The organism is Pantoea alfalfae, from assembly GCF_019880205.1.
Classification (GTDB): Bacteria; Pseudomonadota; Gammaproteobacteria; order Enterobacterales; family Enterobacteriaceae; genus Pantoea; species Pantoea alfalfae.
On sequence record NZ_CP082292.1, the window covers coordinates 482,138 to 506,228 of the forward strand.

The following is a 24,091-nucleotide window of genomic DNA, read 5'->3' on the forward strand; positions in this document are numbered from 1 at the left end:
GTCTCCGGACGCACAAAAATATCAAAGCCTCACGAGTGAACACATAATGAAATTCATTATGACGTTTTACAGATGAGCATCGCTGCACTTGTTGCAGCAAATCAAACTTAAATTGAAGAGTTTGATCATGGCTCAGATTGAACGCTGGCGGCAGGCCTAACACATGCAAGTCGGACGGTAGCACAGAGGAGCTTGCTCCTTGGGTGACGAGTGGCGGACGGGTGAGTAATGTCTGGGGATCTGCCCGATAGAGGGGGATAACCACTGGAAACGGTGGCTAATACCGCATAACGTCGCAAGACCAAAGAGGGGGACCTTCGGGCCTCTCACTATCGGATGAACCCAGATGGGATTAGCTAGTAGGCGGGGTAATGGCCCACCTAGGCGACGATCCCTAGCTGGTCTGAGAGGATGACCAGCCACACTGGAACTGAGACACGGTCCAGACTCCTACGGGAGGCAGCAGTGGGGAATATTGCACAATGGGCGCAAGCCTGATGCAGCCATGCCGCGTGTATGAAGAAGGCCTTCGGGTTGTAAAGTACTTTCAGCGGGGAGGAAGGCGGTGCGGTTAATAACCGCGCCGATTGACGTTACCCGCAGAAGAAGCACCGGCTAACTCCGTGCCAGCAGCCGCGGTAATACGGAGGGTGCAAGCGTTAATCGGAATTACTGGGCGTAAAGCGCACGCAGGCGGTCTGTTAAGTCAGATGTGAAATCCCCGGGCTTAACCTGGGAACTGCATTTGAAACTGGCAGGCTTGAGTCTTGTAGAGGGGGGTAGAATTCCAGGTGTAGCGGTGAAATGCGTAGAGATCTGGAGGAATACCGGTGGCGAAGGCGGCCCCCTGGACAAAGACTGACGCTCAGGTGCGAAAGCGTGGGGAGCAAACAGGATTAGATACCCTGGTAGTCCACGCCGTAAACGATGTCGACTTGGAGGTTGTTCCCTTGAGGAGTGGCTTCCGGAGCTAACGCGTTAAGTCGACCGCCTGGGGAGTACGGCCGCAAGGTTAAAACTCAAATGAATTGACGGGGGCCCGCACAAGCGGTGGAGCATGTGGTTTAATTCGATGCAACGCGAAGAACCTTACCTACTCTTGACATCCACGGAATCTGGCAGAGATGCCTCAGTGCCTTCGGGAACCGTGAGACAGGTGCTGCATGGCTGTCGTCAGCTCGTGTTGTGAAATGTTGGGTTAAGTCCCGCAACGAGCGCAACCCTTATCCTTTGTTGCCAGCGATTCGGTCGGGAACTCAAAGGAGACTGCCGGTGATAAACCGGAGGAAGGTGGGGATGACGTCAAGTCATCATGGCCCTTACGAGTAGGGCTACACACGTGCTACAATGGCGCATACAAAGAGAAGCGACCTCGCGAGAGCAAGCGGACCTCACAAAGTGCGTCGTAGTCCGGATCGGAGTCTGCAACTCGACTCCGTGAAGTCGGAATCGCTAGTAATCGTGGATCAGAATGCCACGGTGAATACGTTCCCGGGCCTTGTACACACCGCCCGTCACACCATGGGAGTGGGTTGCAAAAGAAGTAGGTAGCTTAACCTTCGGGAGGGCGCTTACCACTTTGTGATTCATGACTGGGGTGAAGTCGTAACAAGGTAACCGTAGGGGAACCTGCGGTTGGATCACCTCCTTACCTGAAGATACCTTCCCGCGCAGTGTCCACACAGATTGTCTGATAGAAAATAACGAGCAAAGTGTCTTTCGAAGACAGACTTAATTGTCCCCTTCGTCTAGAGGCCCAGGACACCGCCCTTTCACGGCGGTAACAGGGGTTCGAATCCCCTAGGGGACGCCAAAGCTTGGTGACAGGTGAAAGATGTTGCCCACATATCTTAAAGATGACTTACGAGTCATGTTTAAGATATTGCTCTTTAACAATCCGGAACAAGCTGAAAATTGAAACGACGTGTCGCTTTCATTCTCCGTAATAAGAATGAAAAACGCGGCACGTTCGAGTCTCTCAAATGCTTGCAGTCTGCAGCGTTGCAAAACGCCTGTGGGTTGTGAGGTTAAGCGACTAAGCGTACACGGTGGATGCCCAGGCAGTCAGAGGCGATGAAGGACGTGCTAATCTGCGTAAAGCGACGGTAAGGTGATATGAACCGCTACAGCCGTCGATGTCCGAATGGGGAAACCCGGTGCACTCTGTGCATCATTGCAGCATGAATACATAGTGCTGCAAGGCGAACCGGGGGAACTGAAACATCTAAGTACCCCGAGGAAAAGAAATCAACCGAGATTCCCCCAGTAGCGGCGAGCGAACGGGGAGCAGCCCAGAGCCTGAATCAGCATGTGTGTTAGTGGAAGCGTCTGGAAAGTCGCAGGGTACAGGGTGATACTCCCGTACACAAAAGCACACGCGCTGTGAGCTCGATGAGTAAGGCGGGACACGTGGTATCCTGTCTGAATATGGGGGGACCATCCTCCAAGGCTAAATACTCCTGACTGACCGATAGTGAACCAGTACCGTGAGGGAAAGGCGAAAAGAACCCCGGCGAGGGGAGTGAAACAGAACCTGAAACCGTGTACGTACAAGCAGTGGGAGCCCTCTTTACGGGGGTGACTGCGTACCTTTTGTATAATGGGTCAGCGACTTATATTCTGTAGCAAGGTTAACCGTATAGGGGAGCCGCAGGGAAACCGAGTCTTAACTGGGCGTTAAGTTGCAGGGTATAGACCCGAAACCCGGTGATCTAGCCATGGGCAGGTTGAAGGTTGGGTAACACTAACTGGAGGACCGAACCGACTAATGTTGAAAAATTAGCGGATGACCTGTGGCTGGGGGTGAAAGGCCAATCAAACCGGGAGATAGCTGGTTCTCCCCGAAAGCTATTTAGGTAGCGCCTCGTGAACTCATCTCCGGGGGTAGAGCACTGTTTCGGCTAGGGGGCCATCCCGGCTTACCAACCCGATGCAAACTGCGAATACCGGAGAATGTTATCACGGGAGACACACGGCGGGTGCTAACGTCCGTCGTGAAGAGGGAAACAACCCAGACCGCCAGCTAAGGTCCCAAAGTCATGGTTAAGTGGGAAACGATGTGGGAAGGCACAGACAGCCAGGATGTTGGCTTAGAAGCAGCCATCATTTAAAGAAAGCGTAATAGCTCACTGGTCGAGTCGGCCTGCGCGGAAGATGTAACGGGGCTAAACCATGCACCGAAGCTGCGGCAGCGACACTATGTGTTGTTGGGTAGGGGAGCGTTCTGTAAGCCGTCGAAGGTGTGCTGTGAGGCATGCTGGAGGTATCAGAAGTGCGAATGCTGACATAAGTAACGATAAAGCGGGTGAAAAGCCCGCTCGCCGGAAGACCAAGGGTTCCTGTTCAACGTTAATCGGAGCAGGGTGAGTCGACCCCTAAGGCGAGGCCGAAAGGCGTAGTCGATGGGAAACAGGTTAATATTCCTGTACTCGGTGTTACTGCGAAGGGGGGACGGAGAAGGCTATATCAGCCGGGCGACGGTTGTCCCGGTTTAAGCGTGTAGGCGGAGGGTCCAGGTAAATCCGGTCCCTTATTAACGCTGAGGCGTGACGACGAGGCACTACGGTGCTGAAGTGATAAATGCCCAGCTTCCAGGAAAAGCCTCTAAGCATCAGGTAACACAGAATCGTACCCCAAACCGACACAGGTGGTCAGGTAGAGAATACCAAGGCGCTTGAGAGAACTCGGGTGAAGGAACTAGGCAAAATGGTGCCGTAACTTCGGGAGAAGGCACGCTGGCGCGTAGGTGGAGGGATTTACTCCCCGAGCCGAAGCCAGTCGAAGATACCAGCTGGCTGCAACTGTTTATTAAAAACACAGCACTGTGCAAACACGAAAGTGGACGTATACGGTGTGACGCCTGCCCGGTGCCGGAAGGTTAATTGATGGGGTTATCCGCAAGGAGAAGCTCTTGATCGAAGCCCCGGTAAACGGCGGCCGTAACTATAACGGTCCTAAGGTAGCGAAATTCCTTGTCGGGTAAGTTCCGACCTGCACGAATGGCGTAATGATGGCCAGGCTGTCTCCACCCGAGACTCAGTGAAATTGAACTCGCTGTGAAGATGCAGTGTACCCGCGGCAAGACGGAAAGACCCCGTGAACCTTTACTACAGCTTGACACTGAACATTGAGCCTTGATGTGTAGGATAGGTGGGAGGCTTTGAAGCGCGGACGCCAGTCTGCGTGGAGCCAACCTTGAAATACCACCCTTTAATGTTTGATGTTCTAACGTAGGCCCGTTATCCGGGCTGCGGACAGTGTCTGGTGGGTAGTTTGACTGGGGCGGTCTCCTCCTAAAGAGTAACGGAGGAGCACGAAGGTCAGCTAATCACGGTCGGACATCGTGAGGTTAGTGCAATGGCATAAGCTGGCTTGACTGCGAGAGTGACGGCTCGAGCAGGTGCGAAAGCAGGTCATAGTGATCCGGTGGTTCTGAATGGAAGGGCCATCGCTCAACGGATAAAAGGTACTCCGGGGATAACAGGCTGATACCGCCCAAGAGTTCATATCGACGGCGGTGTTTGGCACCTCGATGTCGGCTCATCACATCCTGGGGCTGAAGTAGGTCCCAAGGGTACGGCTGTTCGCCGTTTAAAGTGGTACGCGAGCTGGGTTTAGAACGTCGTGAGACAGTTCGGTCCCTATCTGCCGTGGGCGCTGGAGAATTGAGGGGGGTTGCTCCTAGTACGAGAGGACCGGAGTGAACGCACCACTGGTGTTCGGGTTGTCATGCCAATGGCACTGCCCGGTAGCTAAGTGCGGAAAAGATAAGTGCTGAAAGCATCTAAGCACGAAACTTGCCCCGAGATGAGTTCTCCCTGACCCCTTGAGGGTCCTGAAGGGACGTTGAAGACTACGACGTTGATAGGCCGGGTGTGTAAGCGCAGCGATGCGTTGAGCTAACCGGTACTAATGACCCGTGAGGCTTAACCTTACAACGCCAGAGGCGTTTTTGAGAGACACGATTTTCAGCTTATTCCGGATAAAATTAGCGGAAACGAAAGATTTTGCGGCGTGACAAGGCGCAGAGCGAAGACATCAGCGGGAGCATACTGAGGTATGTGACCGGTGTGGCTGAGCGATGGCAACGCGGTCATGGCGTAAAAGATTCGTTTCGTGCACCAAGATTTGCCTGGCGGCTGTAGCGCGGTGGTCCCACCTGACCCCATGCCGAACTCAGAAGTGAAACGCCGTAGCGCCGATGGTAGTGTGGGGCCTCCCCATGCGAGAGTAGGGAACTGCCAGGCATCAAATTTAGTGTGCTGATATGGCTCAGTTGGTAGAGCGCACCCTTGGTAAGGGTGAGGTCCCCAGTTCGACTCTGGGTATCAGCACCAGTTAAGACACGAGTTCGGTAAATAAAAGAATTTGCCTGGCGGCTGTAGCGCGGTGGTCCCACCTGACCCCATGCCGAACTCAGAAGTGAAACGCCGTAGCGCCGATGGTAGTGTGGGGTCTCCCCATGCGAGAGTAGGGAACTGCCAGGCATCAAATAAGAGAGAGCCCTTCGCGTATGCGAAGGGCTTTTTTCGTTGTGGCAATCCGATAATCCGCACTAAAACTCCCTCATATCAGCCCGGTTTTCTGTGCCTTTATCACCGCATCGGCTCATTCAGCTGATTAAAGTGTATAAATGCCATAAAAAACCCGGCACCAGGCCGGGTGGTAAGATAACGGGGTCGGTAATCAGTGAATAACCTGCGATAAAAACGCCCGGGTACGCTCCGATTTTGGATTAGAAAAGAACTCCTGCGGTGGGGCAACTTCGACGATCTCACCCCGATCCATAAAGATCACCCGGTCAGCAACCGTTCGGGCAAAGCCCATTTCGTGGGTGACGCAAAGCATGGTCATCCCATCCTCCGCCAGACCAATCATCGTGTCCAGCACCTCTTTAACCATCTCCGGATCCAGCGCTGAGGTTGGCTCATCAAACAGCATAATTTTTGGTTTCATACAGAGTGAGCGAGCGATAGCGACGCGTTGCTGCTGTCCGCCGGAAAGCTGACCCGGAAACTTATGTGCATGCTCTGCAATGCGCACGCGTTGCAGATAGTGCATGGCCAGTTCATCCGCTTCCTTCTTTGGAATCTTTCTCACCCAGGAAGGTGCCAGCGTGCAGTTTTGCAAAACAGTCAGATGCGGGAAGAGATTGAAGTGCTGAAATACCATCCCCACTTCTGTGCGTACGCGCTCAATGTTACGTACGTCGTCATTAAGATGGATACCGTCAACAATAATGCGTCCCTGCTGATGCTCTTCCAGATGGTTGATGCAGCGGATCGTGGTCGATTTGCCGGAGCCGGAAGGGCCGCACAGCACGATGCGCTCACGGGGTTTAACCTGCAGGTTGATGTCTTTCAGTACGTGAAACTGCCCGTACCATTTATTCACGTTCTCAAGCGAAATCATCAACGCGTCGGAAGAGTGTGTTATAGAGTCAGTCATGTAAAACCTCAGTGCGATGTACGCCCGGTGTGAAAGCGCTTTTCCAGATACTGGCTGTAGCGCGACATGCTAAAACAGAAAATCCAATAGACCAGTGCAGCAAAGACATAACCTTCAGTCGACATGCCCAGCCAGGTTGGATCGACCGTTGCCTGCTGGACGCTGCTGAACAGATCGAAAAGACCAATGATGATGACCAGGCTGGTATCTTTAAACAGCGCGATGATGGTGTTAACCAGGCCAGGGATGGTGAGCTTCAGTGCCTGGGGAAGAATGACCAACATCTGCGTTTTCCAGTAGCCCAGCGCCAGCGATTCTGCAGCCTCATACTGACCCTTCGGTAATGCCTGCAGGCCACCGCGCACCACTTCCGCCACATAAGCAGACTGGAACAGGATCACACCGACCAGCGCACGTACCAGCTTGTCGATAGTCGTACCTTCAGACATAAACAGCGGCAGCATCACCGATGACATAAACAGCACGGTAATCAGCGGAACGCCGCGCCAGAACTCGATAAAGATAATCGACAGCGTACGCACAACCGGCATCCGTGAGCGACGGCCAAGCGCCAGCAGGATGCCCAGCGGCAGCGCACCAGCAATCCCCACCGACGCGATAATCAGCGTCAGCGTTAACCCGCCCCACTGACGTGTTTCCACACGTTCCAGTCCCAGATAGCCGCCATACAGCAGGAACCAGACAATCACCGGATAGATGACGGCCCAGGCCGCAATGTAGCGTCCACGGTAGGGCAGGCTTTTGAGGAACATCGGCACAATCGACAGCAGGCCAATCACCAGCGCCAGGTTAATACGCCAGCGCAGCTCATGTGGATAAAGCCCATACATGAACTGACCGAAACGAGCATGGATAAAGACCCAACAGGCACCTTCTTTAGTGCAATCGGCGCGTGTCGTACCGATCCAGTTAGCCTGAAAGATCAGCCAGTTCAGCGCAGGCGGAATGACGTGCCAGATGACCCAGATGCAAAACAGCGTCAGTAACGTATTAAACCAGCTGGAAAACAGATTCTTACGAGCCCAAAGCCAGGCGCGACTGACAGGCGTCGTCGGGATGGGGGGCGTTTCATGCGTAGTGACAGACATAGTTATCCCGTTCTCTTAACGCTCAACCAGCGCAATTTTGCGGTTGTAGAAGTTCATAAGCAGCGATATCAGCAGACTGATAATCAGGTAAACGCCCATTGTGATAGCAATTGTCTCAATAGCCTGACCGGTCTGATTCAGCACCGATCCCGCGAACAGCGACACCATATCGGGATAACCGATAGCAGCGGCCAGTGAGGAGTTCTTCACGATGTTCAGATACTGGCTGGTGAGCGGCGGAATAATGACGCGCATGGCCTGTGGAATAATCACCTGACGCAGCGTCACCGGATTCGGCAGACCCAGCGATCGTGCAGCTTCGTGCTGACCATGTGGCACCGACTGAATCCCGGATCGGATCACTTCAGCAATAAACGACGAGGTATAGATCGACAGTGCCAGCGTCAGTGCTGCCAGTTCCGGAATCATCACCGAGCCGCCACGGAAATTGAACCCGCGTAGTTGCGGCACATCCCAGTGCGTCGCTGCTCCAAACCCAAGGTGTGCAAGCAAAGGAAAGAGGATGAGCATTGCAACGGCTGCGGGCCATGTACGACGTAACTCACCGGTTTTCAGCTGATGCTGACGGTTAAAGCGGTACAGGCCATAGCTGACAGCCACGGCCAGCAGCAGTGCGATAACAAACGGCCAGCTGCCTGGTGCATAGGTTGGCCACGGGACGTAGAGTCCGCGATTGCTGACATAGGCCAGGTCGAACGCATTCAGCGCCTGACGTGGGCCTGGCAGATTGCGTAATACCGCGAAGTACCAGAAGAAGATTTGCAGCAGAGGGGGGATATTACGGAAGGTTTCGATATAGATATTCGAGAGTTTCCGCAGCAGCCAGTTGTCAGAAAGACGGGCAAGACCGACCGCAAAGCCGAGAATTGACGCAAAAACAATACAGAGTGCAGAAACCAACAGCGTGTTGGTTAATCCGACCAGAAACACGCGTGCGTAGGTATCTCCCTCCGTGTACTCTATCAGATGCTGAACGATGCCGAAGCCGGCAGTGCGCTCAAGAAATCCAAACCCTGATGTAATGCCGCGATTGGCGAGGTTAATGATGGTGTTATGTACCAGATAACCCACCACACCAAGCACCGCGACGACGGCGATGAACTGATAAATCCAGGCGCGAACCGTGGGATTACCAAATGAAAAATCCCTTTTCACGGTTGGGCGTTGTGACATGTTGAAACCTCAGTAACGAAAGCCGGGGTAGGGCACCGCAGAATACGGTGCCCGATTGGTGAGGTCTGTTAACGTACCGGTGGTGCGTATTGAATCCCGCCCTGGTTCCACAACGCATTCTGACCGCGCGCGATCTTCAGTGCACTGTCTTTACCGACGTTGCGGTCAAAGCTTTCCTGATAGTTGCCGACCTGTTTGATGATGTTGTAGGCCCACTTATTATCCAGCTTCAGATCTTTACCAAAATCACCCTCAGCACCCAGCAGATGCGCCATATCTGGCGTGGTCGGCTTAGCTGTCATCTGATCAACGTTCTTCGAGTTGATGCCCATCTCTTCGGCATTCAGCATGGCGTAAAGCGACCATTTGACGATGGTGAACCAGTCATCATCGCCACGACGCACCAGCGGTCCCAGCGGCTCTTTGGAGATCACTTCTGGCAGGACGATAAACTCGTCAGGTTTGCCGAGCTTAATACGCAAGGCATAAAGCTGAGACTGATCGGACGCCAGCGTATCGCAGCGACCGCTGTCCAGCGCCTTAGCAGATTCGTCAGAGCGATCAAAGGTCACCGGCGTATATTGCATTTTGTTGGCTTTGAAGAAGTCTGCCACGTTCAGCTCGGTGTCGGTTCCAGCCTGAATACAGACGGTGGCACCATCCAGCTCTTTCGCACTTTTAAGTCCGGCTTTCTGGTGAGTCAGGAAGCCGATGCCGTCGTAATAGTTCACGCCCGCAAACAGGAAGCCCATGCCGCCATCACGCGATGAGGTCCAGGTGGTGTTACGTGAAAGTACATCCACTTCGCCTGACTGCAGCGCGGTAAAACGCTCTTTCGCGGTCAGCGGGGTGTATTTCACTTTGGTCGCATCGCCGAATACCGCGGCAGCAGCAGCACGACACACATCCACATCGATACCGGTAAACTTGCCGCCAGCATCTGCATAGGAGAAGCCCGGCAGGCCGTCACTGATACCACATTGAACAAAACCTTTTTTCTTAATCGCATCCAGTGTGGTGCCTGCGTGTGCCTGCTGAGCAATGGCAACCAGCGAGGCGGCAGCGATCAGCGTAGAGAGCATCATCTTTTTCATAAAGCATCCTGTGTGGCGGGATCATGTTGTTATGTTTGCGCACTTTAGTGTGCGTTTTTCCTGTCTGTGGCGGTCAGCCATTCACGACTCTGCAAAGCTGATGCCAGGTTTGCAGGATCCTGAATTCGTATGAAAGAACGGTTAATAATCAGAAGCACCTGGAAAGTTTCGCTAATATGGCGCACCAAAAGGAAGCAATGCGAGTCGACCCGATCACATTTAGTGCAAATAGTTTCACTAGATGAGAGCAGTGTGAGCGCTCGCTCAGGCAGAAATGTATGAAAGGAAGGCGTTACTTTTTTATGCGCAGGAAGTCACATGCCCAGCAGTGGCGGGCACAGGCAGCAAGACGGGCGACAGAACATTACTTAAATCAAATCCAGGCGGACAAAAGCGAGAAGGTGAAATATCACACCAGCGATTGCAACTATAGTTACCATACGGCAGGCAACTGTTTCACGCTTCCTGCCGTTACTTTGTGCGATGACGCACAAATAAAAACGCCAGCCCGAAGGCTGGCGTGATTAACAGACAGAACTAAAAATCAGTTCATGCCGTATTTTTTCAATTTCTTACGCAGCGTACCGCGGTTGATACCCATCATCAGGGCAGCACGGGTCTGGTTGCCACGGGTATACTGCATCACCATGTCCAACAGAGGCTGCTCGACTTCAGCCAAAACCAGCTCATACAGGTCGCTCACATCCTGACCATTCAGTTGAGCAAAATAGTTCTTCAGTGCCTGTTTAACCGAATCACGCAAAGGTTTTTGAGTTACCTGATCCTGTGAGTTAACGGTAGAAACGGTCAGTACGTCAGAATTTACGCGTTGTTCGAACATAGTTCTTTCAGCTCTTTATTTCGTTACGCAAGATTTTCGAAGTATGCCTCCAACGCCTCCAGCTGTTCGCTGGCATCCTCTATGGCGTTGAATGTGCGCCGAAACTGGTCATTCGGGGCGTGCTCCTGCAGGTACCAGGAGACGTGCTTTCGCGCTATACGGTATCCCTTGCCTGAACCGTAAAAGTCGTGCAGCTCACGTATATGCGAAACAAGCAAGCGCTTGACCTCTGCCATCGGCAGCGGGGCAAGCAACTCCCCAGTGTCCAGATAATGCTGGATTTCCCGGAAGATCCACGGTCTTCCCTGAGCAGCGCGTCCTATCATCAGAGCATCGGCCCCTGTATAGTCGAGCACCGCTCTGGCTTTATGCGGGTCAGTTATGTCTCCATTCGCGATAATCGGAATGGAGACACTCTGCTTAACTGTCCGAATGCTGTCATACTCAGCTTCTCCGTTGAACAGGCAGGCACGAGTGCGACCATGTATCGTCAGAGCCTGTATACCGCAGCGTTCAGCCAATTGGGCAATCGCGACACAGTTCCTGTTTTCAGGATCCCAGCCAGTACGAATTTTCAGCGTGACCGGCACGTTCACTGCATTAACCACTGCGGAGAGAATGGACTCCACCACGGTGGGATATTGCAATAAGGCTGAACCCGCCATTTTGCGGTTAACCTTCTTGGCAGGGCATCCCATATTAATGTCGATGACCTGTGCACCAGCCTCGACATTAATGCGTGCAGCTTGCGCCATTTCACTGGGATCGCAACCGGCAATTTGCACGGCGCGAATGCCTGGCTCATCACTGTGAACCATACGTAATCGAGATTTGTCGCTAGCCCAGACTTCCGGGTTAGAAGACAGCATCTCAGAAACTGCCATGCCTGCACCCATTTCGTGACACAGCGTCCTGAACGGCCTGTCGGTAATACCGGCCATCGGTGCTGCAATCAGTCGATTTCTCAGCTGGAGGTTTCCAATACGCATGAAGTCAGAATGGCCATACTGTGTCTGCAAGGCGGCGTATATTACGCATTTTTGCAGGAAGATGAAAGGCCAAACTTTGAACAATCAGCAAGAAAGATCAATGAAATCCGGATGATGATCGATGCTATTCATTATTATTATTAAATAACAATGATTTAGCTATTTATGCTGAAATTGTGAGCAAAAGTTTTTCCAGAAAAGTACGTCAATTCGCCAGATAAAAAACGTCACATGCCGTGATTAACGATACAAGCATCCATTTCAAATCGGGAAAGCCCGCAACTTACGCTACGGGTTGGCTGAATATTCTGTTAAGCCGCTTTGTTACGACGACGGCGATATCAGTGCAAACGGACAAACGCAAAAATCAGGATTTAATCCCGGTAATCCGGCACCATTCCTCTTTAACCGCAACCGGGTCGAGCGTGAACGCGCTGACATACGCTTCGCAGACGCTCTCTGCCTGGCTCTCTAACACGCCCGAGAGGCCCAGATGACCGCCAGACTTCGGCAGTACACCGATCAGCGGGGCCAGTTCACGTAGCGGGCCGGCCAGGATATTGGCCACCACCACATCAGCCTGCAGATTTTCGGGTTGCTGGTGGGGCAGATAGAGCGACAGGCGATCGGAGACGCCGTTGCGCTCAGCATTATCCCGGCTGGCCTGAATAGCCTGCGGATCGATATCAATCCCGATCGCCTGAGCCGCGCCCAGCTTCAGTGCGGCGATCGCCAGGATCCCCGAACCACAGCCGAAATCGATCACCGTTTTGCCTTCCAGATCCAGCCCATCGAGCCAGGTCAGGCAGAGCGAGGTAGTCGGATGGGTACCGGTTCCAAATGCCAGACCGGGATCGAGCATTACGTTGACGGCATCAGGATCCGGCACATCACGCCAGCTCGGACAGATCCAGAGACGTTCGCCGAAGCGCATCGGGTGGAAGTTCTCCATCCATTCGCGCTCCCAGTCTTTATCCTCGATCTGCTCGATCCGGTGACGAAAACCGTCTCCCAGCAGCGGATGTTGTGTCAGTTCGGCAGTAATCAGGGCCATATCCGTTTCTGCATCGAACAGGCCGATAACGTCGGTATCGCCCCACAGGCGCGTTTCGCCTGGCAGCGGCTCATACACCGGCGTGTCGTTGGTATCCTGAAAGGTGACTGAAACCGCACCGATCTCCATCAGCGCATCGCTCAGCATTTCCGCATGTTCACCTGAGCTGTTAATTTTGATTTGAATCCACGGCATAACGTCTCTCTTTCCGTCAATGTTGCGGCGCGTCCGCCACGTGCGGCGCGCGTCCAAACAGGTTACCCACCAGAAATGCCAGCAGGCTTAAAAGCAGGGAGGGCACGATAGGGTGAAAACCCAGAATCTGCAGGTTAAGGCTCGCCATAAAAGCGTAGCAGCCTCCACCCACTACCATGCCGGTGATGGCGCCTGCGGCATTGGCACGTTCCCAGTAGAGGCCGAGAACCAGCGGCCAGAGGAAAACCGCCTCCAGGCCGCCAAATGCCAGCAGGTTGAGCCAGATAATCATATCGGGCGGATTCCAGGCCGCAATCAGCAGCAGGATACCCAGTGCGAAGGTAATGGTGCCAGATAACAGCCGCAGTCGCGTCTCATTTTCCAGCTGCTGCGGGGCGATACGCAGGTAGAGATCTTTAATCAGCGTGGCTGAAGCCTGTAACAGCTGGGCATTGATGGTCGACATAATTGCGGCCATCGGGGCCGCCAGGAACAGCCCGGCCGCTAACGGTGGCAGAACAGTAATCATCAGTGTCGGAATAACGCTATCCGGCACGGCCAGATTCGGCAGTACCGCGCGGCCCAGCGCACCGGCCAGATGCATGCCCAGCATCAATACCACTACGACAATGGTGCCCAGAATAATGGCCCGATGGACGGCCTTACTGTCTTTATAAGAGATACAGCGCACCGCCGTATGCGGCAGGCCAATCACCCCAAAGCAGACCAGCACGACGAACGAACTGAGGAAGGTTGGCGTAATAATCTCGCCCGGCCCCTGAGGGGACAGCAGAGCCGGATCGATGTCGTGCAGTTTCTGCACCGCCGTACTCAGGCCACCTGCCTGATGAATCACTGCGAATAGCAGCAGAAAGGTGCCAATCAGCATCACAATGCCCTGCATGGCGTCGTTGAGCACACTGGCACGGAATCCACCGAACGCGGTATAGAGCGCGATGGTGCCACCAAAAATCAGCAGGCCGGTGTCATAAGGAATGCCAGCGGCGGTTTCGAGCAGCCGCGCACCGCCAATAAACTGCACCGTCATGGCACCGATAAAGGCAATCAGCAGACTCAGACTCGCCAGCCAGATCAGCAGCGGGCTTTGATAGCGGGCATAGAGCATATCATTCAGCGTCACCGCATTGTGCTTACGTGCCAGAATGGCAAACTTTTTCCCCAGCACACCCAGCGATAGCCAGACGGCGGGCACCTGCACCATTGCCAGCAATACCCAGCCCAGTCCATATTTGTAGGCGGCACCGGGACCCCCAATAAATGAGCTGGCGCTGATATAGGTGGTAGTGAGCGTCATCGCCAGCACAAACCCGCCCATGGAGCGGCTGCCAAGGAAGTATTCAGTGAGGAAGCTGCCTTCGCGCTTTTTACGGACGGCAAACACCGATAGCGCGGCAATCAACACCAGATAAATCAGTAACGGCAGGATAATTTCACTGTTCACTTTGATCCTCCAGCGGCATGTCGCGGAAAATCACCCGCACCATCATCCAGCACAGAAAAATGAACAACAGGGGAGCAAACAGGCAGGAGAGTTCAAACCAGCGCGGCAGGCCGGTAACACCGATTTCACTGCCACCCAGCCAGGCAGAGAGCCCCCAGGCAGCGAGCCAGAGCAGTGTGAGGTAAAGCGACCAGCGCGCCTCTTTATGTGCCTGTATAAAACGAGCATCCATGATTCAACCTTAACGCCAGCGGCAAAAGAAAAAGGCCGGATTAACCGGCCTCAGACTGACTCAGCGTTGCGATTATTTCTCGTGCAAGCCGAGTTTTTTCTCCAGATAGTGGATATTGGTTCCACCGTGCTGGAAGTTTTCGTCGGACATGATTTTCATCTGCAGTTCAACGTTGGTTTTGATACCGTCGATGATCAGTTCCGCCAGCGCATTTTTCATGCGAGCGATAGCCACGTCACGCGTTTCGCCATAGGTGATCAGCTTGCCGATCATGGAGTCGTAATAAGGCGGTACGGTGTAGCCTGAGTAAATATGCGACTCCCAGCGCACGCCAAAACCGCCTGGCGCGTGGAAGCGGGTGATTTTACCCGGGCTTGGCAGGAAGGTCACTGGATCTTCGGCGTTGATACGGCACTCGACCGCATGTCCGCGAATGATCACATCTTCCTGTTTAATTGACAGTGGCTGACCGGCAGCAATACGCAGTTGCTCTTTGATCAGGTCCACACCGGTGATCATCTCGGTTACCGGATGTTCTACCTGAATACGGGTGTTCATCTCAATGAAGTAGAACTCACCGTTTTCGTACAGGAACTCAAAGGTACCTGCGCCGCGATAGCCAATCTCAATACAGGCCTGGGAACAGCGGTTGCCGATAAAGCGACGCTGTTCTTCTGTGATGCCTGGGCCTGGCGCTTCTTCGACAACTTTCTGATGACGACGCTGCATGGAGCAGTCACGTTCGCCCAGATAGATCGCGTTGCCCTGACCGTCAGCCAGTACCTGAATCTCGATGTGGCGCGGGTTCTCCAGATACTTCTCCATGTAAACCATGTCGTTGTTGAAAGCCGCTTTGGCTTCCGCTTTCGTCATATTGATGGATTCTTCCAGATCTTTGTCGCCGCGCACTACGCGCATACCACGACCGCCGCCGCCGCCAGACGCTTTGATGATGACCGGATAACCGATGCGCTTGGCAAAGGCACGGTTTTTTTCCATATCATCCGTCAGCGAACCGTCAGAACCGGGTACGGTCGGGACGCCGGCTTTCTTCATCGCATTGATTGCAGAAACTTTGTCACCCATCAGGCGAATGGTGTCTGCTTTCGGGCCGATAAAGATAAAGCCGGAGCGCTCAACCTGCTCAGCAAAATCGGCATTCTCAGAGAGGAAGCCGTAGCCGGGGTGAATCGCCACCGCGCCGGTGATCTCTGCTGCAGAGATCAGCGCCGGGATGTTGAGGTAACTTTTGACTGACTGCGCCGGGCCGATGCAGACGGTTTCGTCTGCCAGCAGCACGTGCTTCAGGTCACGATCCGCGCTTGAGTGTACCGCAACAGTCTTGATGCCCAGTTCTTTACAGGCACGCAGAATGCGCAGTGCGATCTCACCACGGTTAGCAATAACAATTTTATCCAGCATGATCTGCCCCGTTACTCGATGATAACCAGTGGCTCGTCAAATTCGACCGGCTGACCGCTTTCAACCAGGATAGCTTTCACCACGCCTGATTTGTCAGCTTCGATCTGGTTCATCATTTTCATAGCTTCGACGATGCACAGGGTATCGCCGGCATTGACTTTCTGGCCAACTTCCACAAAGGCTTTCGCATCCGGGCTCGGCGTACGGTAGAAGGTACCTACCATTGGTGAACGCACGATGTGACCGCTGATTTCAGCCGGTGCCGCTTCGGCAACGGCTGCAACAGGGGCAACGGCTGTCGCCAGAGCAGGCTGTTGAACCGGCGCAGCATAAGCCTGCTGCATCATCGGGTAACCCACGTTTGCAGGTGCACGACTGATGCGAACGGACTCTTCACCTTCAGAGATTTCCAGCTCAGAAATGCCAGACTCTTCAACCAGTTCGATCAGTTTTTTAATTTTACGAATATCCATGAGTGGGGTTCCGTACTCAGTTTGATTAATTAGTTTGAGACAGGCGTTTTACTGCCGTTTGTAAAGCCCATGTGTAGCCGTCAGCGCCAAGCCCACAGATCACGCCAGCAGAAACATCAGAAAGATAGGAGTGATGACGGAAGGGCTCGCGGGCATGCACATTGGAGAGATGAACCTCGATAAACGGTATTTCTACCGCCAGCAGGGCATCACGCAGTGCGACACTGGTATGGGTAAACGCGGCAGGATTAATGATGATGTAATCCACATTGCCTTTGGCCTCATGAATGCGATCAATCAGCTGAAATTCAGCATTGGTTTGCAGGTGGCTCAACTCCACATTCAACTGGTCTGCCTGACGCGTCAAATCGTCAACGATCTGACTCAGCGTGGTATGACCATACTTCTCAGGTTCACGTGTTCCCAACAGATTCAGGTTGGGCCCGTTTAAAAGCAGAATATGTAATTTATGCGCCATCGTGCTGCCATCTCCCGCAATCATTGAGGCATCGCGTAAAATACCTTGCGAATCTTCATTTGTCACCTTTCAGGCTGAAAAAGAAGACCCGACGAGCAATAAAGCCGGGCATTATATCCGTTTCGTGTCATTTCGCAGCAAAATACTGGTCTTATCTGCGAAGATGATCGGATGTGGCCTGCGGGCCACATCTTTTATCAGAAAACAGCAGAGGAAAACAACGGGTGAAGTGCTAGCGGGGCCACCATTTGAGAAATTTTTTGTAACGCCAGGCTAACAGCAGTGCAGCAATGAGGGCATAGATAAGTGGCTGTGGGGACACGGTTTTCACCGACCAGATATAGTGAATCGGCACCAGAATCGCCACAAGATAGACCGCATTGTGCAGGGTTTGCCAGCGTTTACCAAGCCTGCGCTGAGCGCGCTGAAACGACGTTACCGCCAGGGCCAGTAATAGCAGCCAGCTGATAATTCCCAGCGTCAGATAGGGCCGGGAGATGAGTTCGCTGCCCAGCAGACGCAGATTATCCACGCCCAATTCCAGCAGGTAGTAGCTCAGCAGGTGGAGTGAGGCCCAGACAAACGTCCAGACGCCGAGGAGGCGCCGGGTGCGGATTAACAGCGGCTGCCTGCCGTAGCGTGCCAGGGGTGAAACCAGCAGCGTACCCAGCAGCAGCTTCAGCGCCATGTGGCCGGTAAAATGCTGAATATCTTTTGCCGGGTCCGCACTCAGCCCACCCTGCATCGCGGCAAGCACCAGATAGACCAGCGGCAACAGGGCTGCCAGATGCAGGATCACCTTGAGCCACATGATCTGTTTTATCGACAGGCGGACCACTTAGTAATTCTCCCGTAAATCCATGCCGCGGTAGAGCGACGCCACCTGTTCGGCATAGCCATTAAACAGCAGCGTTGGCTGACGTTCGACCTTCAGACTGCCGCCCGGGCCAATAAACCGCTCTGTCGCCTGTGACCAGCGTGGATGATTGACATGGGGATTCACATTGGCATAAAAACCATACTCGTCGGCGGCAATCTGGTTCCAGGTGGTCGGCGGCTGTTTGTCGGTCAGCGTAATTTTGACGATCGACTTAATGCCTTTAAAGCCATATTTCCACGGCACCGCCAGACGAATCGGCGCGCCATTCTGCGGCGGCAGCGCTTTGCCATAGACGCCAGTGGTCAGTATTGTCAGCGGATGCATCGCTTCATCCAGACGCAAACCTTCGACATAGGGATAATTGAGGCCACCGCCAATAAAGCGATCTTTCTGGCCCGGCATCTGCTCAGGATCGTAGAGCGTCTGAAAGGCAACAAAGCGCGCTTTGCTGGTGGGTTCCGCCAGCGAGAGAAGTTTATTCAGCTCAAAGCCTACCCAGGGCACCACCATCGACCAGGCCTCTACGCAGCGCATGCGATAGATTCGCTGCTCCATAGCAAAGCGTTTGAAGATGTCATCCATATCAAGGGTTAGGGGTTTCGCCACTTCGCCATCAATGGTCAGTTTCCAGGGCTCTGTTTTCAGTGTTCCGGCATTGGCAGCCGGATCGGCCTTATCCAGCCCGAACTCATAGAAATTGTTGTAGCCGGAAACTTTATCCGCAGGCGTCAGCGTCAGATCGGCCTGATATTGCGCCGGTTTGGTGAAGTCGAGCGGTCGGCCTGCTGGAGCAGGTGGGCGATCGTTGCCTTTGAACCAGCTGAGAATATCGGCATTAGCCACGCCCGGCATACCCATCGCCGCAGCGCTTAGTCCCAGCGTTTTCAGCACCTGGCGGCGCTTCATATTAAATATGCTTTCCGGCGTTACGTCGGCTTCGGTCAGACAGGGTATGCGTTTCATGGGGCTTCTCCAGACAGGATGTCATCAACCAGCATGATGACTATCGCTGATATCAGCCAGTTTCGCCCTGAAAATGTGAAATTTCCTGGCTGGCCTGTGCGATGAGAATGCGCTGAAAAGTGTCGGGATCAACGTCAGCAATCCTATCCCGACGATATACTTCGGCTTCATGCGACTCGGCGCTGTCGGCAGCGGCAAATTATGCTATTTTGCTCGCGTTTTCGTCAGGCTGACGGTACAAGGTGGGGTGATCCGGTTATCACCGCAGCAATACAGGCACAGGGATGCGATTAACCACAAAATTATCTGCGTTTATTACCTTTTTAAGCCTGCTGGCGATGTCATTGATGCTGGCAGGCTGCGCATTCAGTGTTTTCTGGTTCAGTCATCAGCGGGTTGAACATCGGGCGCAGGTGCTGGCGACCGAGGTCGATCAGGCGATGTTCTCCGAGACGCCAGAACAGCTTCATAACTGGCTTACGCGCATGATGCCAATAATGAATGCCGAGCAGATTTCCCTTCATAACGGCAGGCAGACTTTCCTCACACTCTCCCGACACGAAAACCAGATGCTGGAAGACGAACCCAATCGTTTTATCCAGGTCGATGTGCCTTTGATGCACCAGACCGGCTTACAGCTGCGGGTTGTGACCCTTGATCCTGCCAAAACCTGGCTGCGCTCCATCACCGGCACCTCTACGCTGGGCATTCTGTTTACGGTCATGCTGGTGATGAGTCTGCTACTGCTGATGATGCATCGCTGGCTTAGTCGTCAATGGCGCGGCATGGAGCATCTTGAAGGACGGGCACAGGCGATTATCAACGGCGAACGTGGGGTTGTGCCGAAACGGGATGTGGATGAGTGGCCACCCAGGGCGAGTCGCGCGATGGATATACTGCTGGCGGATCTACAGGAAGCGGGCGAACAGCGCCTGCGTATCGACACGCTGATCCGCACCTTTGCCGCGCAGGATGGACGCACTGGCCTTAACAACCGACTGTTCTTTGATAACCAGCTCGCGACCCTTCTGGAAGATCAGGAAGCTGTCGGCACCCATGGTGTGGTGATGATGGTGCGCCTGCCCGATCTGGACGCGCTGAAAGATTCACTGGAGCCAGCGCTGGTTGAGGAGTACCTGTTCAATTTCGTCAACATGCTCTCTACCTTTGTGCTGCGCTATCCCGGCGCTTTGCTGGCACGCTATTTTCGCAGTGATTTTGCCGTATTACTGCCGCATCGCAGTCTTAAAGAGGCAAACAGTATTGCCGATCAGCTGATCAATGCTGTTGATTCTTTGCCACCGATGCGCCTGGTCAATCGCGATGATCTGATCCACATCGGAATCACCGCCTGGCACAGCGGGCAGACCGTCCTGCAGGTGATAGAAAATGCCGAAATGGCCACGCGACGTGCAGCACTGCTGGGTGGTAATAACTGGATTAATGGTGAAGGAAACCCTCAGGACGCCGGGCGGGGCAGCGTGCGCTGGCGAACCCTGCTGGAGAATACGTTAAGCCGCGGTGGTCCGCGGCTGTACCATAAACCCACCGTTAATATCGAAGGCAAAGTACAGCATCGGGTCATGCTGACCCGTATCTTTGACGGCGATAAAGAGGTGCTGGCCGCTGAATATATGCCGCTGGTACAGCAGCTCGGTATGGCTGATGGCTGGGATCGTCAGCTGGTCACGCGCATCGCGGCACTCTCTGAACTGTGGCCGGAAGAGACGCTGGTGATGCCGGTGACGATGACCTCGCTCCTGCAACGTTCATTTGTCCTCTGGCTACAGAATATGCTGCTGCAGTGCCCCAAATCACAAAGAAAACGATTTTTATTTGAACTTGCCGAGGCAGATGTCTGTCAACACATCGACCATTTAACACCAGTATTCCGTGCACTTAAGGCTTTTGGCTGCCGTGTAGCGGTGAATCAGGCGGGTTTAACCGTCGTCAGCAGTGCCTATATACGACAGCTGCCGCTGGAACTGATCAAGCTTGATGCAGGTCTGGTGCGCAACATTGAACGACGGACCGCCAATCAGCTGTTTGTACAGAGTCTGCTGGAGGTCTGTAAGTCCACGGGTATTCAGGTGTTTGCCACCGGTGTCCGCACCAAAGCGGAGTGGCAGACATTAGTGGCGCTGGGTGTGGCAGGCGGGCAGGGCGACTTTTTTGCCCCTTCGCTTCCGGTTAACAGTAACGTGAAGAAGTATTCCCAACGTTACCGTATTTAATGATTTGCTGTCGTAATGACAGAAATTGACGGTTTTTTTTAATGTTAAACCGCATCTGAACCCATAACCATCGTGCCGGAAATGTTAAATTTTATGTCGGGCATGGCAAGCGGAAATCACGTTAAATGCAGCACTGATGGCGTCTGGTCGCCATTCTGCTGCTACGGATCGCGGGTTCAGATGACTTAAACGCAATCAGGCGTCTTTTTTCACCGAAGCAGAACGTTTTTGCGCCTTGTGGCAGCTTCGTGTGGTTGGTAAAGTAAGCGGATTTTATTTTCCGCCCCCAGCTTGCAGGATTATCCCTTAGTATGTTTAAAAAATTTCGTGGCATGTTTTCCAACGACTTGTCCATTGACCTGGGTACCGCGAATACCCTGATTTACGTAAAAGGACAAGGCATCGTGCTGAACGAGCCTTCTGTGGTTGCTATTCGTCAGGACCGTGCCGGTTCACCGAAAAGTGTCGCGGCCGTGGGTCATGACGCCAAACAGATGCTCGGTCGTACGCCAGGCAATATTGCCGCTATCCGTCCGATGAAAGATGGCGTTATCGCTGACTTCTTCGTGACCGAAAAGATGCTGCAACACTTCATCAAGCAGGTTCACAGCAACAGCTTTATGCGTCCCAGCCCACGTGTGCTGGTCTGCGTACCCGTCGGGGCCACGCAGGTAGAACGTCGTGCGATTCGTGAATCCGCTCAGGGCGCCGGCGCGCGTGAAGTCTTTCTGATTGAAGAGCCGATGGCTGCAGCTATTGGTGCAGGTCTGCCCGTTTCTGAAGCGACCGGTTCAATGGTCGTTGATATCGGTGGTGGTACTACCGAAGTGGCGGTGATCTCCCTGAACGGTGTGGTCTACTCCTCATCCGTACGTATTGGTGGCGATCGTTTCGATGAAGCTATTATTAATTATGTGCGTCGTAACTACGGTTCACTGATTGGTGAAGCGACCGCAGAACGCATTAAGCATGAGATTGGTTCAGCTTATCCGGGTGATGAAGTCCGTGAAATTGAAGTTCGTGGCCGTAACCTGGCAGAGGGTGTACCGCGCGGCTTCACGCTGAACTCCAACGAAATTCTGGAAGCGCTGCAGGAGCCGTTAACCGGCATTGTCAGCGCGGTGATGGTTGCTCTTGAGCAGTGTCCGCCTGAGCTGGCCTCCGATATCTCAGAGCGCGGCATGGTGCTGACCGGTGGTGGTGCGTTACTGCGCAACCTGGATCGCCTGCTGATGGAAGAGACGGGTATTCCGGTTGTTGTTGCTGAAGATCCGCTGACCTGTGTGGCTCGCGGTGGCGGCAAGGCGCTGGAAATGATCGACATGCATGGCGGCGATTTGTTCAGCGAAGAATAATTGCCTCAACCGGCTGAGAACGCAATGATCATGCGAGGGAGTGACATGTGAACCGGCGAAATGTGTGCCGGTACAGTGCGTTCAGCCCAGGGAAGCACGGTGTTTGGCCGTCGCTTCCTCTCCTGTTGTCGAGGATCACGCAGATTATATGAAGCCGATTTTTAGCAGGGGACCTTCCCTGCAGTTGCGTCTTTTCCTGGCGGTCATCGTGGCAATTGCCATTATTGTTGCCGACAGCCGTGTGAGCTCTTTCACCCAAATACGCAACTATCTGGATACGTCGGTCAGTCCGTTTTACTTCCTGGCTAATGGGCCACGTCAGCTGCTGGATGGCGTGTCAGAGTCGCTGGCGTCGCGTCAGCAGCTGGAGCAGGAAAACAAAGCGTTACGTCGTGAGCTCTTCCTGAAAAACAGTAACCTGCTAATGCTGGGGCAATATAAGCAGGAAAACGCACGCCTGCGTGAACTGCTGGGTTCACCGCTGCGTCAGGATGAGCAAAAGATGGTGACGCAGGTAATCTCTACCGGCACCGATCCTTACACCGACCAGGTGGTGATCGACAAAGGCAGCGTTAACGGTGTCTATGAAGGTCAACCGGTCATCAGTGATAAAGGCGTGGTCGGTCAGGTTATCGCCGTCGGACAGCTCACCAGCCGTGTTCTGCTGATCTGCGATGCGTCACATGCGCTGCCTATTCAGGTGTTGCGTAATGACATTCGTGTGATTGCCGCGGGTAACGGCTGTACTGAAGATCTCCAGCTTGAGCATCTGCCGGGTAATACGGACATTCGGGTCGGCGATGTGCTGGTGACGTCAGGTATCGGTGGTCGTTTCCCTGAGGGGTATCCGGTGGGCGTGGTCTCCTCAGTGAAAGTGGATACGCAGCGCGCTTATACGGTGATTCAGGCGCATCCGACCGCGGGTCTGCAGCGTCTGCGTTATCTGCTGCTGCTGTGGGGCGCGGATCGTAATGGCGATATGCCGCTGCCGCAGGATGAAGTTCATCGCGTTGCGAATGAGCGTCTGATGCAGATGATGCCGCAGGTCTTACCGCCTGCGGGTGAAATGGGCCCGCCTGCGCCTGCCGCACAGATGGGGCCGCCTGCTCCATCAACAGGCAGCAGTGGCAGTAGCGGACAGAACAACTCCTCGCGTTCACGCGGGGGGCAGCCTTGAGTCGATATCGCAGCCAGGGACGTTGGGTCATCTGGCTCTCTTTCCTGGTCGCGTTAGTTCTGCAGATCATGCCATGGCCGGATGAAATTTATATGTTCCGGCCTTCGTGGCTGCTGCTCATCCTTATCTACTGGGTTCTTGCACTGCCGCATCGGGTCAACGTCGGCAGCGGATTTATGCTGGGTGCCATCATGGATCTGATTGCCGGGTCCACGCTTGGCGTACGTGCGCTGGCGCTCAGTATCATCGCCTACCTGATAGCCTTTAAGTTCCAGTTATTCCGCAACTTAGCGTTGTGGCAGCAAGCGTTAATGGTTATGGTGCTGTCTCTGGCGATGGATGTGATTGTCTTCTGGGCAGAATTCCTGGTAATCAACGTTTCATTCCGACCTGAAATTTTCTGGAGCAGTGTCGTCGACGGTATTCTCTGGCCCTGGCTATTCTTACTTATGAGAAAAATTCGTCGTCAGTTCGCTGTTCAATAAGGAAATT

At 53.7% G+C, this 24,091-nt stretch carries 18 protein-coding genes, 2 tRNA genes and 4 rRNA genes; 10 read left to right on the plus strand and 14 right to left on the minus strand.

What is annotated here, in order from left to right:
• Nucleotides 1-109: 109 nt before the first annotated feature.
• The 6 genes from K6R05_RS02355 (at nt 110) to rrf (K6R05_RS02380) (ending at nt 5,486) form a co-directional block, all read left to right on the plus strand.
• Nucleotides 110-1,651 (plus strand): 16S ribosomal RNA (locus K6R05_RS02355).
• An 86-nt stretch (nt 1,652-1,737) separates the two neighbouring features.
• Nucleotides 1,738-1,813: transfer RNA gene (locus K6R05_RS02360), tRNA-Glu, on the plus strand.
• Between the two features lie 212 nt (nt 1,814-2,025).
• A 23S ribosomal RNA gene (locus K6R05_RS02365) occupies nt 2,026-4,933 on the plus strand.
• A gap of 197 nt (nt 4,934-5,130) precedes the next feature.
• Nucleotides 5,131-5,246: ribosomal RNA gene (rrf, locus tag K6R05_RS02370) — 5S ribosomal RNA — on the plus strand.
• A 14-nt stretch (nt 5,247-5,260) separates the two neighbouring features.
• Nucleotides 5,261-5,336, plus strand: a tRNA-Thr gene (locus tag K6R05_RS02375).
• Between the two features lie 34 nt (nt 5,337-5,370).
• A 5S ribosomal RNA gene (gene rrf / locus K6R05_RS02380) occupies nt 5,371-5,486 on the plus strand.
• The 16S, 23S and 5S rRNA genes sit together here with 2 tRNA genes alongside, the layout of an rRNA operon.
• Nucleotides 5,487-5,685: 199 nt before the next feature.
• On the opposite strand, the gene K6R05_RS02385 is transcribed toward rrf (K6R05_RS02380), so the two are convergent.
• From K6R05_RS02385 to msrP, 14 genes are all read right to left on the minus strand, one after another.
• Nucleotides 5,686-6,447, minus strand: a complete 762-nt coding sequence (locus K6R05_RS02385; protein ID WP_161735976.1) for an amino acid ABC transporter ATP-binding protein — start codon at nt 6,445-6,447, stop codon at nt 5,686-5,688.
• 8 nt (nt 6,448-6,455) lie between these two features.
• The gene (locus tag K6R05_RS02390; protein ID WP_222924930.1) at nt 6,456-7,556 is read right to left on the minus strand and encodes an amino acid ABC transporter permease; all 1,101 of its coding nucleotides are present in this window, start codon (nt 7,554-7,556) and stop codon (nt 6,456-6,458) included.
• Between the two features lie 15 nt (nt 7,557-7,571).
• Entirely contained in the window at nt 7,572-8,750 is a 1,179-nt protein-coding gene (locus K6R05_RS02395; RefSeq protein WP_033784127.1) for an amino acid ABC transporter permease, read from the minus strand.
• A gap of 68 nt (nt 8,751-8,818) precedes the next feature.
• Nucleotides 8,819-9,844: an amino acid ABC transporter substrate-binding protein gene (locus K6R05_RS02400; protein WP_013359218.1), complete on the minus strand. Its 1,026-nt coding sequence runs from the start codon at nt 9,842-9,844 to the stop codon at nt 8,819-8,821.
• Nucleotides 9,845-10,388: 544 nt separating this feature from the next.
• Complete coding sequence (gene fis, locus K6R05_RS02405) at nt 10,389-10,685, minus strand: DNA-binding transcriptional regulator Fis (protein ID WP_003855228.1); 297 nt, start codon at nt 10,683-10,685, stop codon at nt 10,389-10,391.
• Between the two features lie 23 nt (nt 10,686-10,708).
• Nucleotides 10,709-11,674: a tRNA dihydrouridine synthase DusB gene (gene dusB / locus K6R05_RS02410; RefSeq protein WP_031592707.1), complete on the minus strand. Its 966-nt coding sequence runs from the start codon at nt 11,672-11,674 to the stop codon at nt 10,709-10,711.
• A 367-nt stretch (nt 11,675-12,041) separates the two neighbouring features.
• The gene (gene prmA / locus K6R05_RS02415; RefSeq protein ID WP_222924931.1) at nt 12,042-12,923 is read right to left on the minus strand and encodes a 50S ribosomal protein L11 methyltransferase; all 882 of its coding nucleotides are present in this window, start codon (nt 12,921-12,923) and stop codon (nt 12,042-12,044) included.
• A 16-nt stretch (nt 12,924-12,939) separates the two neighbouring features.
• Complete coding sequence (panF, locus tag K6R05_RS02420) at nt 12,940-14,385, minus strand: sodium/pantothenate symporter (protein WP_222924932.1); 1,446 nt, start codon at nt 14,383-14,385, stop codon at nt 12,940-12,942.
• On the minus strand, nt 14,375-14,617 hold the full coding sequence (locus tag K6R05_RS02425) for a YhdT family protein (RefSeq protein ID WP_033784124.1): 243 nt from the start codon (nt 14,615-14,617) through the stop codon (nt 14,375-14,377). Before K6R05_RS02425 ends, panF begins: the two co-directional genes overlap by 11 nt.
• A gap of 72 nt (nt 14,618-14,689) precedes the next feature.
• On the minus strand, nt 14,690-16,039 hold the full coding sequence (accC, locus tag K6R05_RS02430; RefSeq protein ID WP_013359213.1) for an acetyl-CoA carboxylase biotin carboxylase subunit: 1,350 nt from the start codon (nt 16,037-16,039) through the stop codon (nt 14,690-14,692).
• Nucleotides 16,040-16,050: 11 nt separating this feature from the next.
• Entirely contained in the window at nt 16,051-16,512 is a 462-nt protein-coding gene (gene accB / locus K6R05_RS02435) for an acetyl-CoA carboxylase biotin carboxyl carrier protein (RefSeq protein WP_013359212.1), read from the minus strand.
• Nucleotides 16,513-16,537: 25 nt separating this feature from the next.
• Nucleotides 16,538-16,990 (minus strand): type II 3-dehydroquinate dehydratase, encoded by a 453-nt coding sequence (gene aroQ / locus K6R05_RS02440; protein ID WP_033734740.1) that lies wholly within the window; start codon nt 16,988-16,990, stop codon nt 16,538-16,540.
• A 232-nt stretch (nt 16,991-17,222) separates the two neighbouring features.
• On the minus strand, nt 17,223-17,801 hold the full coding sequence (gene msrQ / locus K6R05_RS02445; RefSeq protein WP_262390913.1) for a protein-methionine-sulfoxide reductase heme-binding subunit MsrQ: 579 nt from the start codon (nt 17,799-17,801) through the stop codon (nt 17,223-17,225).
• Nucleotides 17,802-17,828: 27 nt separating this feature from the next.
• Nucleotides 17,829-18,833, minus strand: coding sequence for a protein-methionine-sulfoxide reductase catalytic subunit MsrP (msrP, locus tag K6R05_RS02450; RefSeq protein ID WP_222924934.1), 1,005 nt, complete (start codon nt 18,831-18,833; stop codon nt 17,829-17,831).
• A gap of 284 nt (nt 18,834-19,117) precedes the next feature.
• Here msrP and csrD point away from each other — a divergent pair, with 284 nt between their 5' ends.
• The 4 genes from csrD to mreD all read left to right on the plus strand — a co-directional run bounded on the left by csrD (nt 19,118) and on the right by mreD (nt 24,084).
• Nucleotides 19,118-21,067 (plus strand): RNase E specificity factor CsrD, encoded by a 1,950-nt coding sequence (csrD, locus tag K6R05_RS02455; RefSeq protein ID WP_161735983.1) that lies wholly within the window; start codon nt 19,118-19,120, stop codon nt 21,065-21,067.
• A 311-nt stretch (nt 21,068-21,378) separates the two neighbouring features.
• Complete coding sequence (gene mreB, locus K6R05_RS02460) at nt 21,379-22,422, plus strand: rod shape-determining protein MreB (RefSeq protein ID WP_003855260.1); 1,044 nt, start codon at nt 21,379-21,381, stop codon at nt 22,420-22,422.
• A 148-nt stretch (nt 22,423-22,570) separates the two neighbouring features.
• Entirely contained in the window at nt 22,571-23,599 is a 1,029-nt protein-coding gene (gene mreC / locus K6R05_RS02465; protein ID WP_161735984.1) for a rod shape-determining protein MreC, read from the plus strand.
• A complete protein-coding gene (gene mreD / locus K6R05_RS02470; protein ID WP_013359205.1) occupies nt 23,596-24,084 on the plus strand; it encodes a rod shape-determining protein MreD in 489 nt (162 codons plus the stop codon). The genes mreC and mreD overlap by 4 nt, the downstream gene beginning before the upstream one ends.
• Nucleotides 24,085-24,091 lie beyond the last annotated feature (7 nt).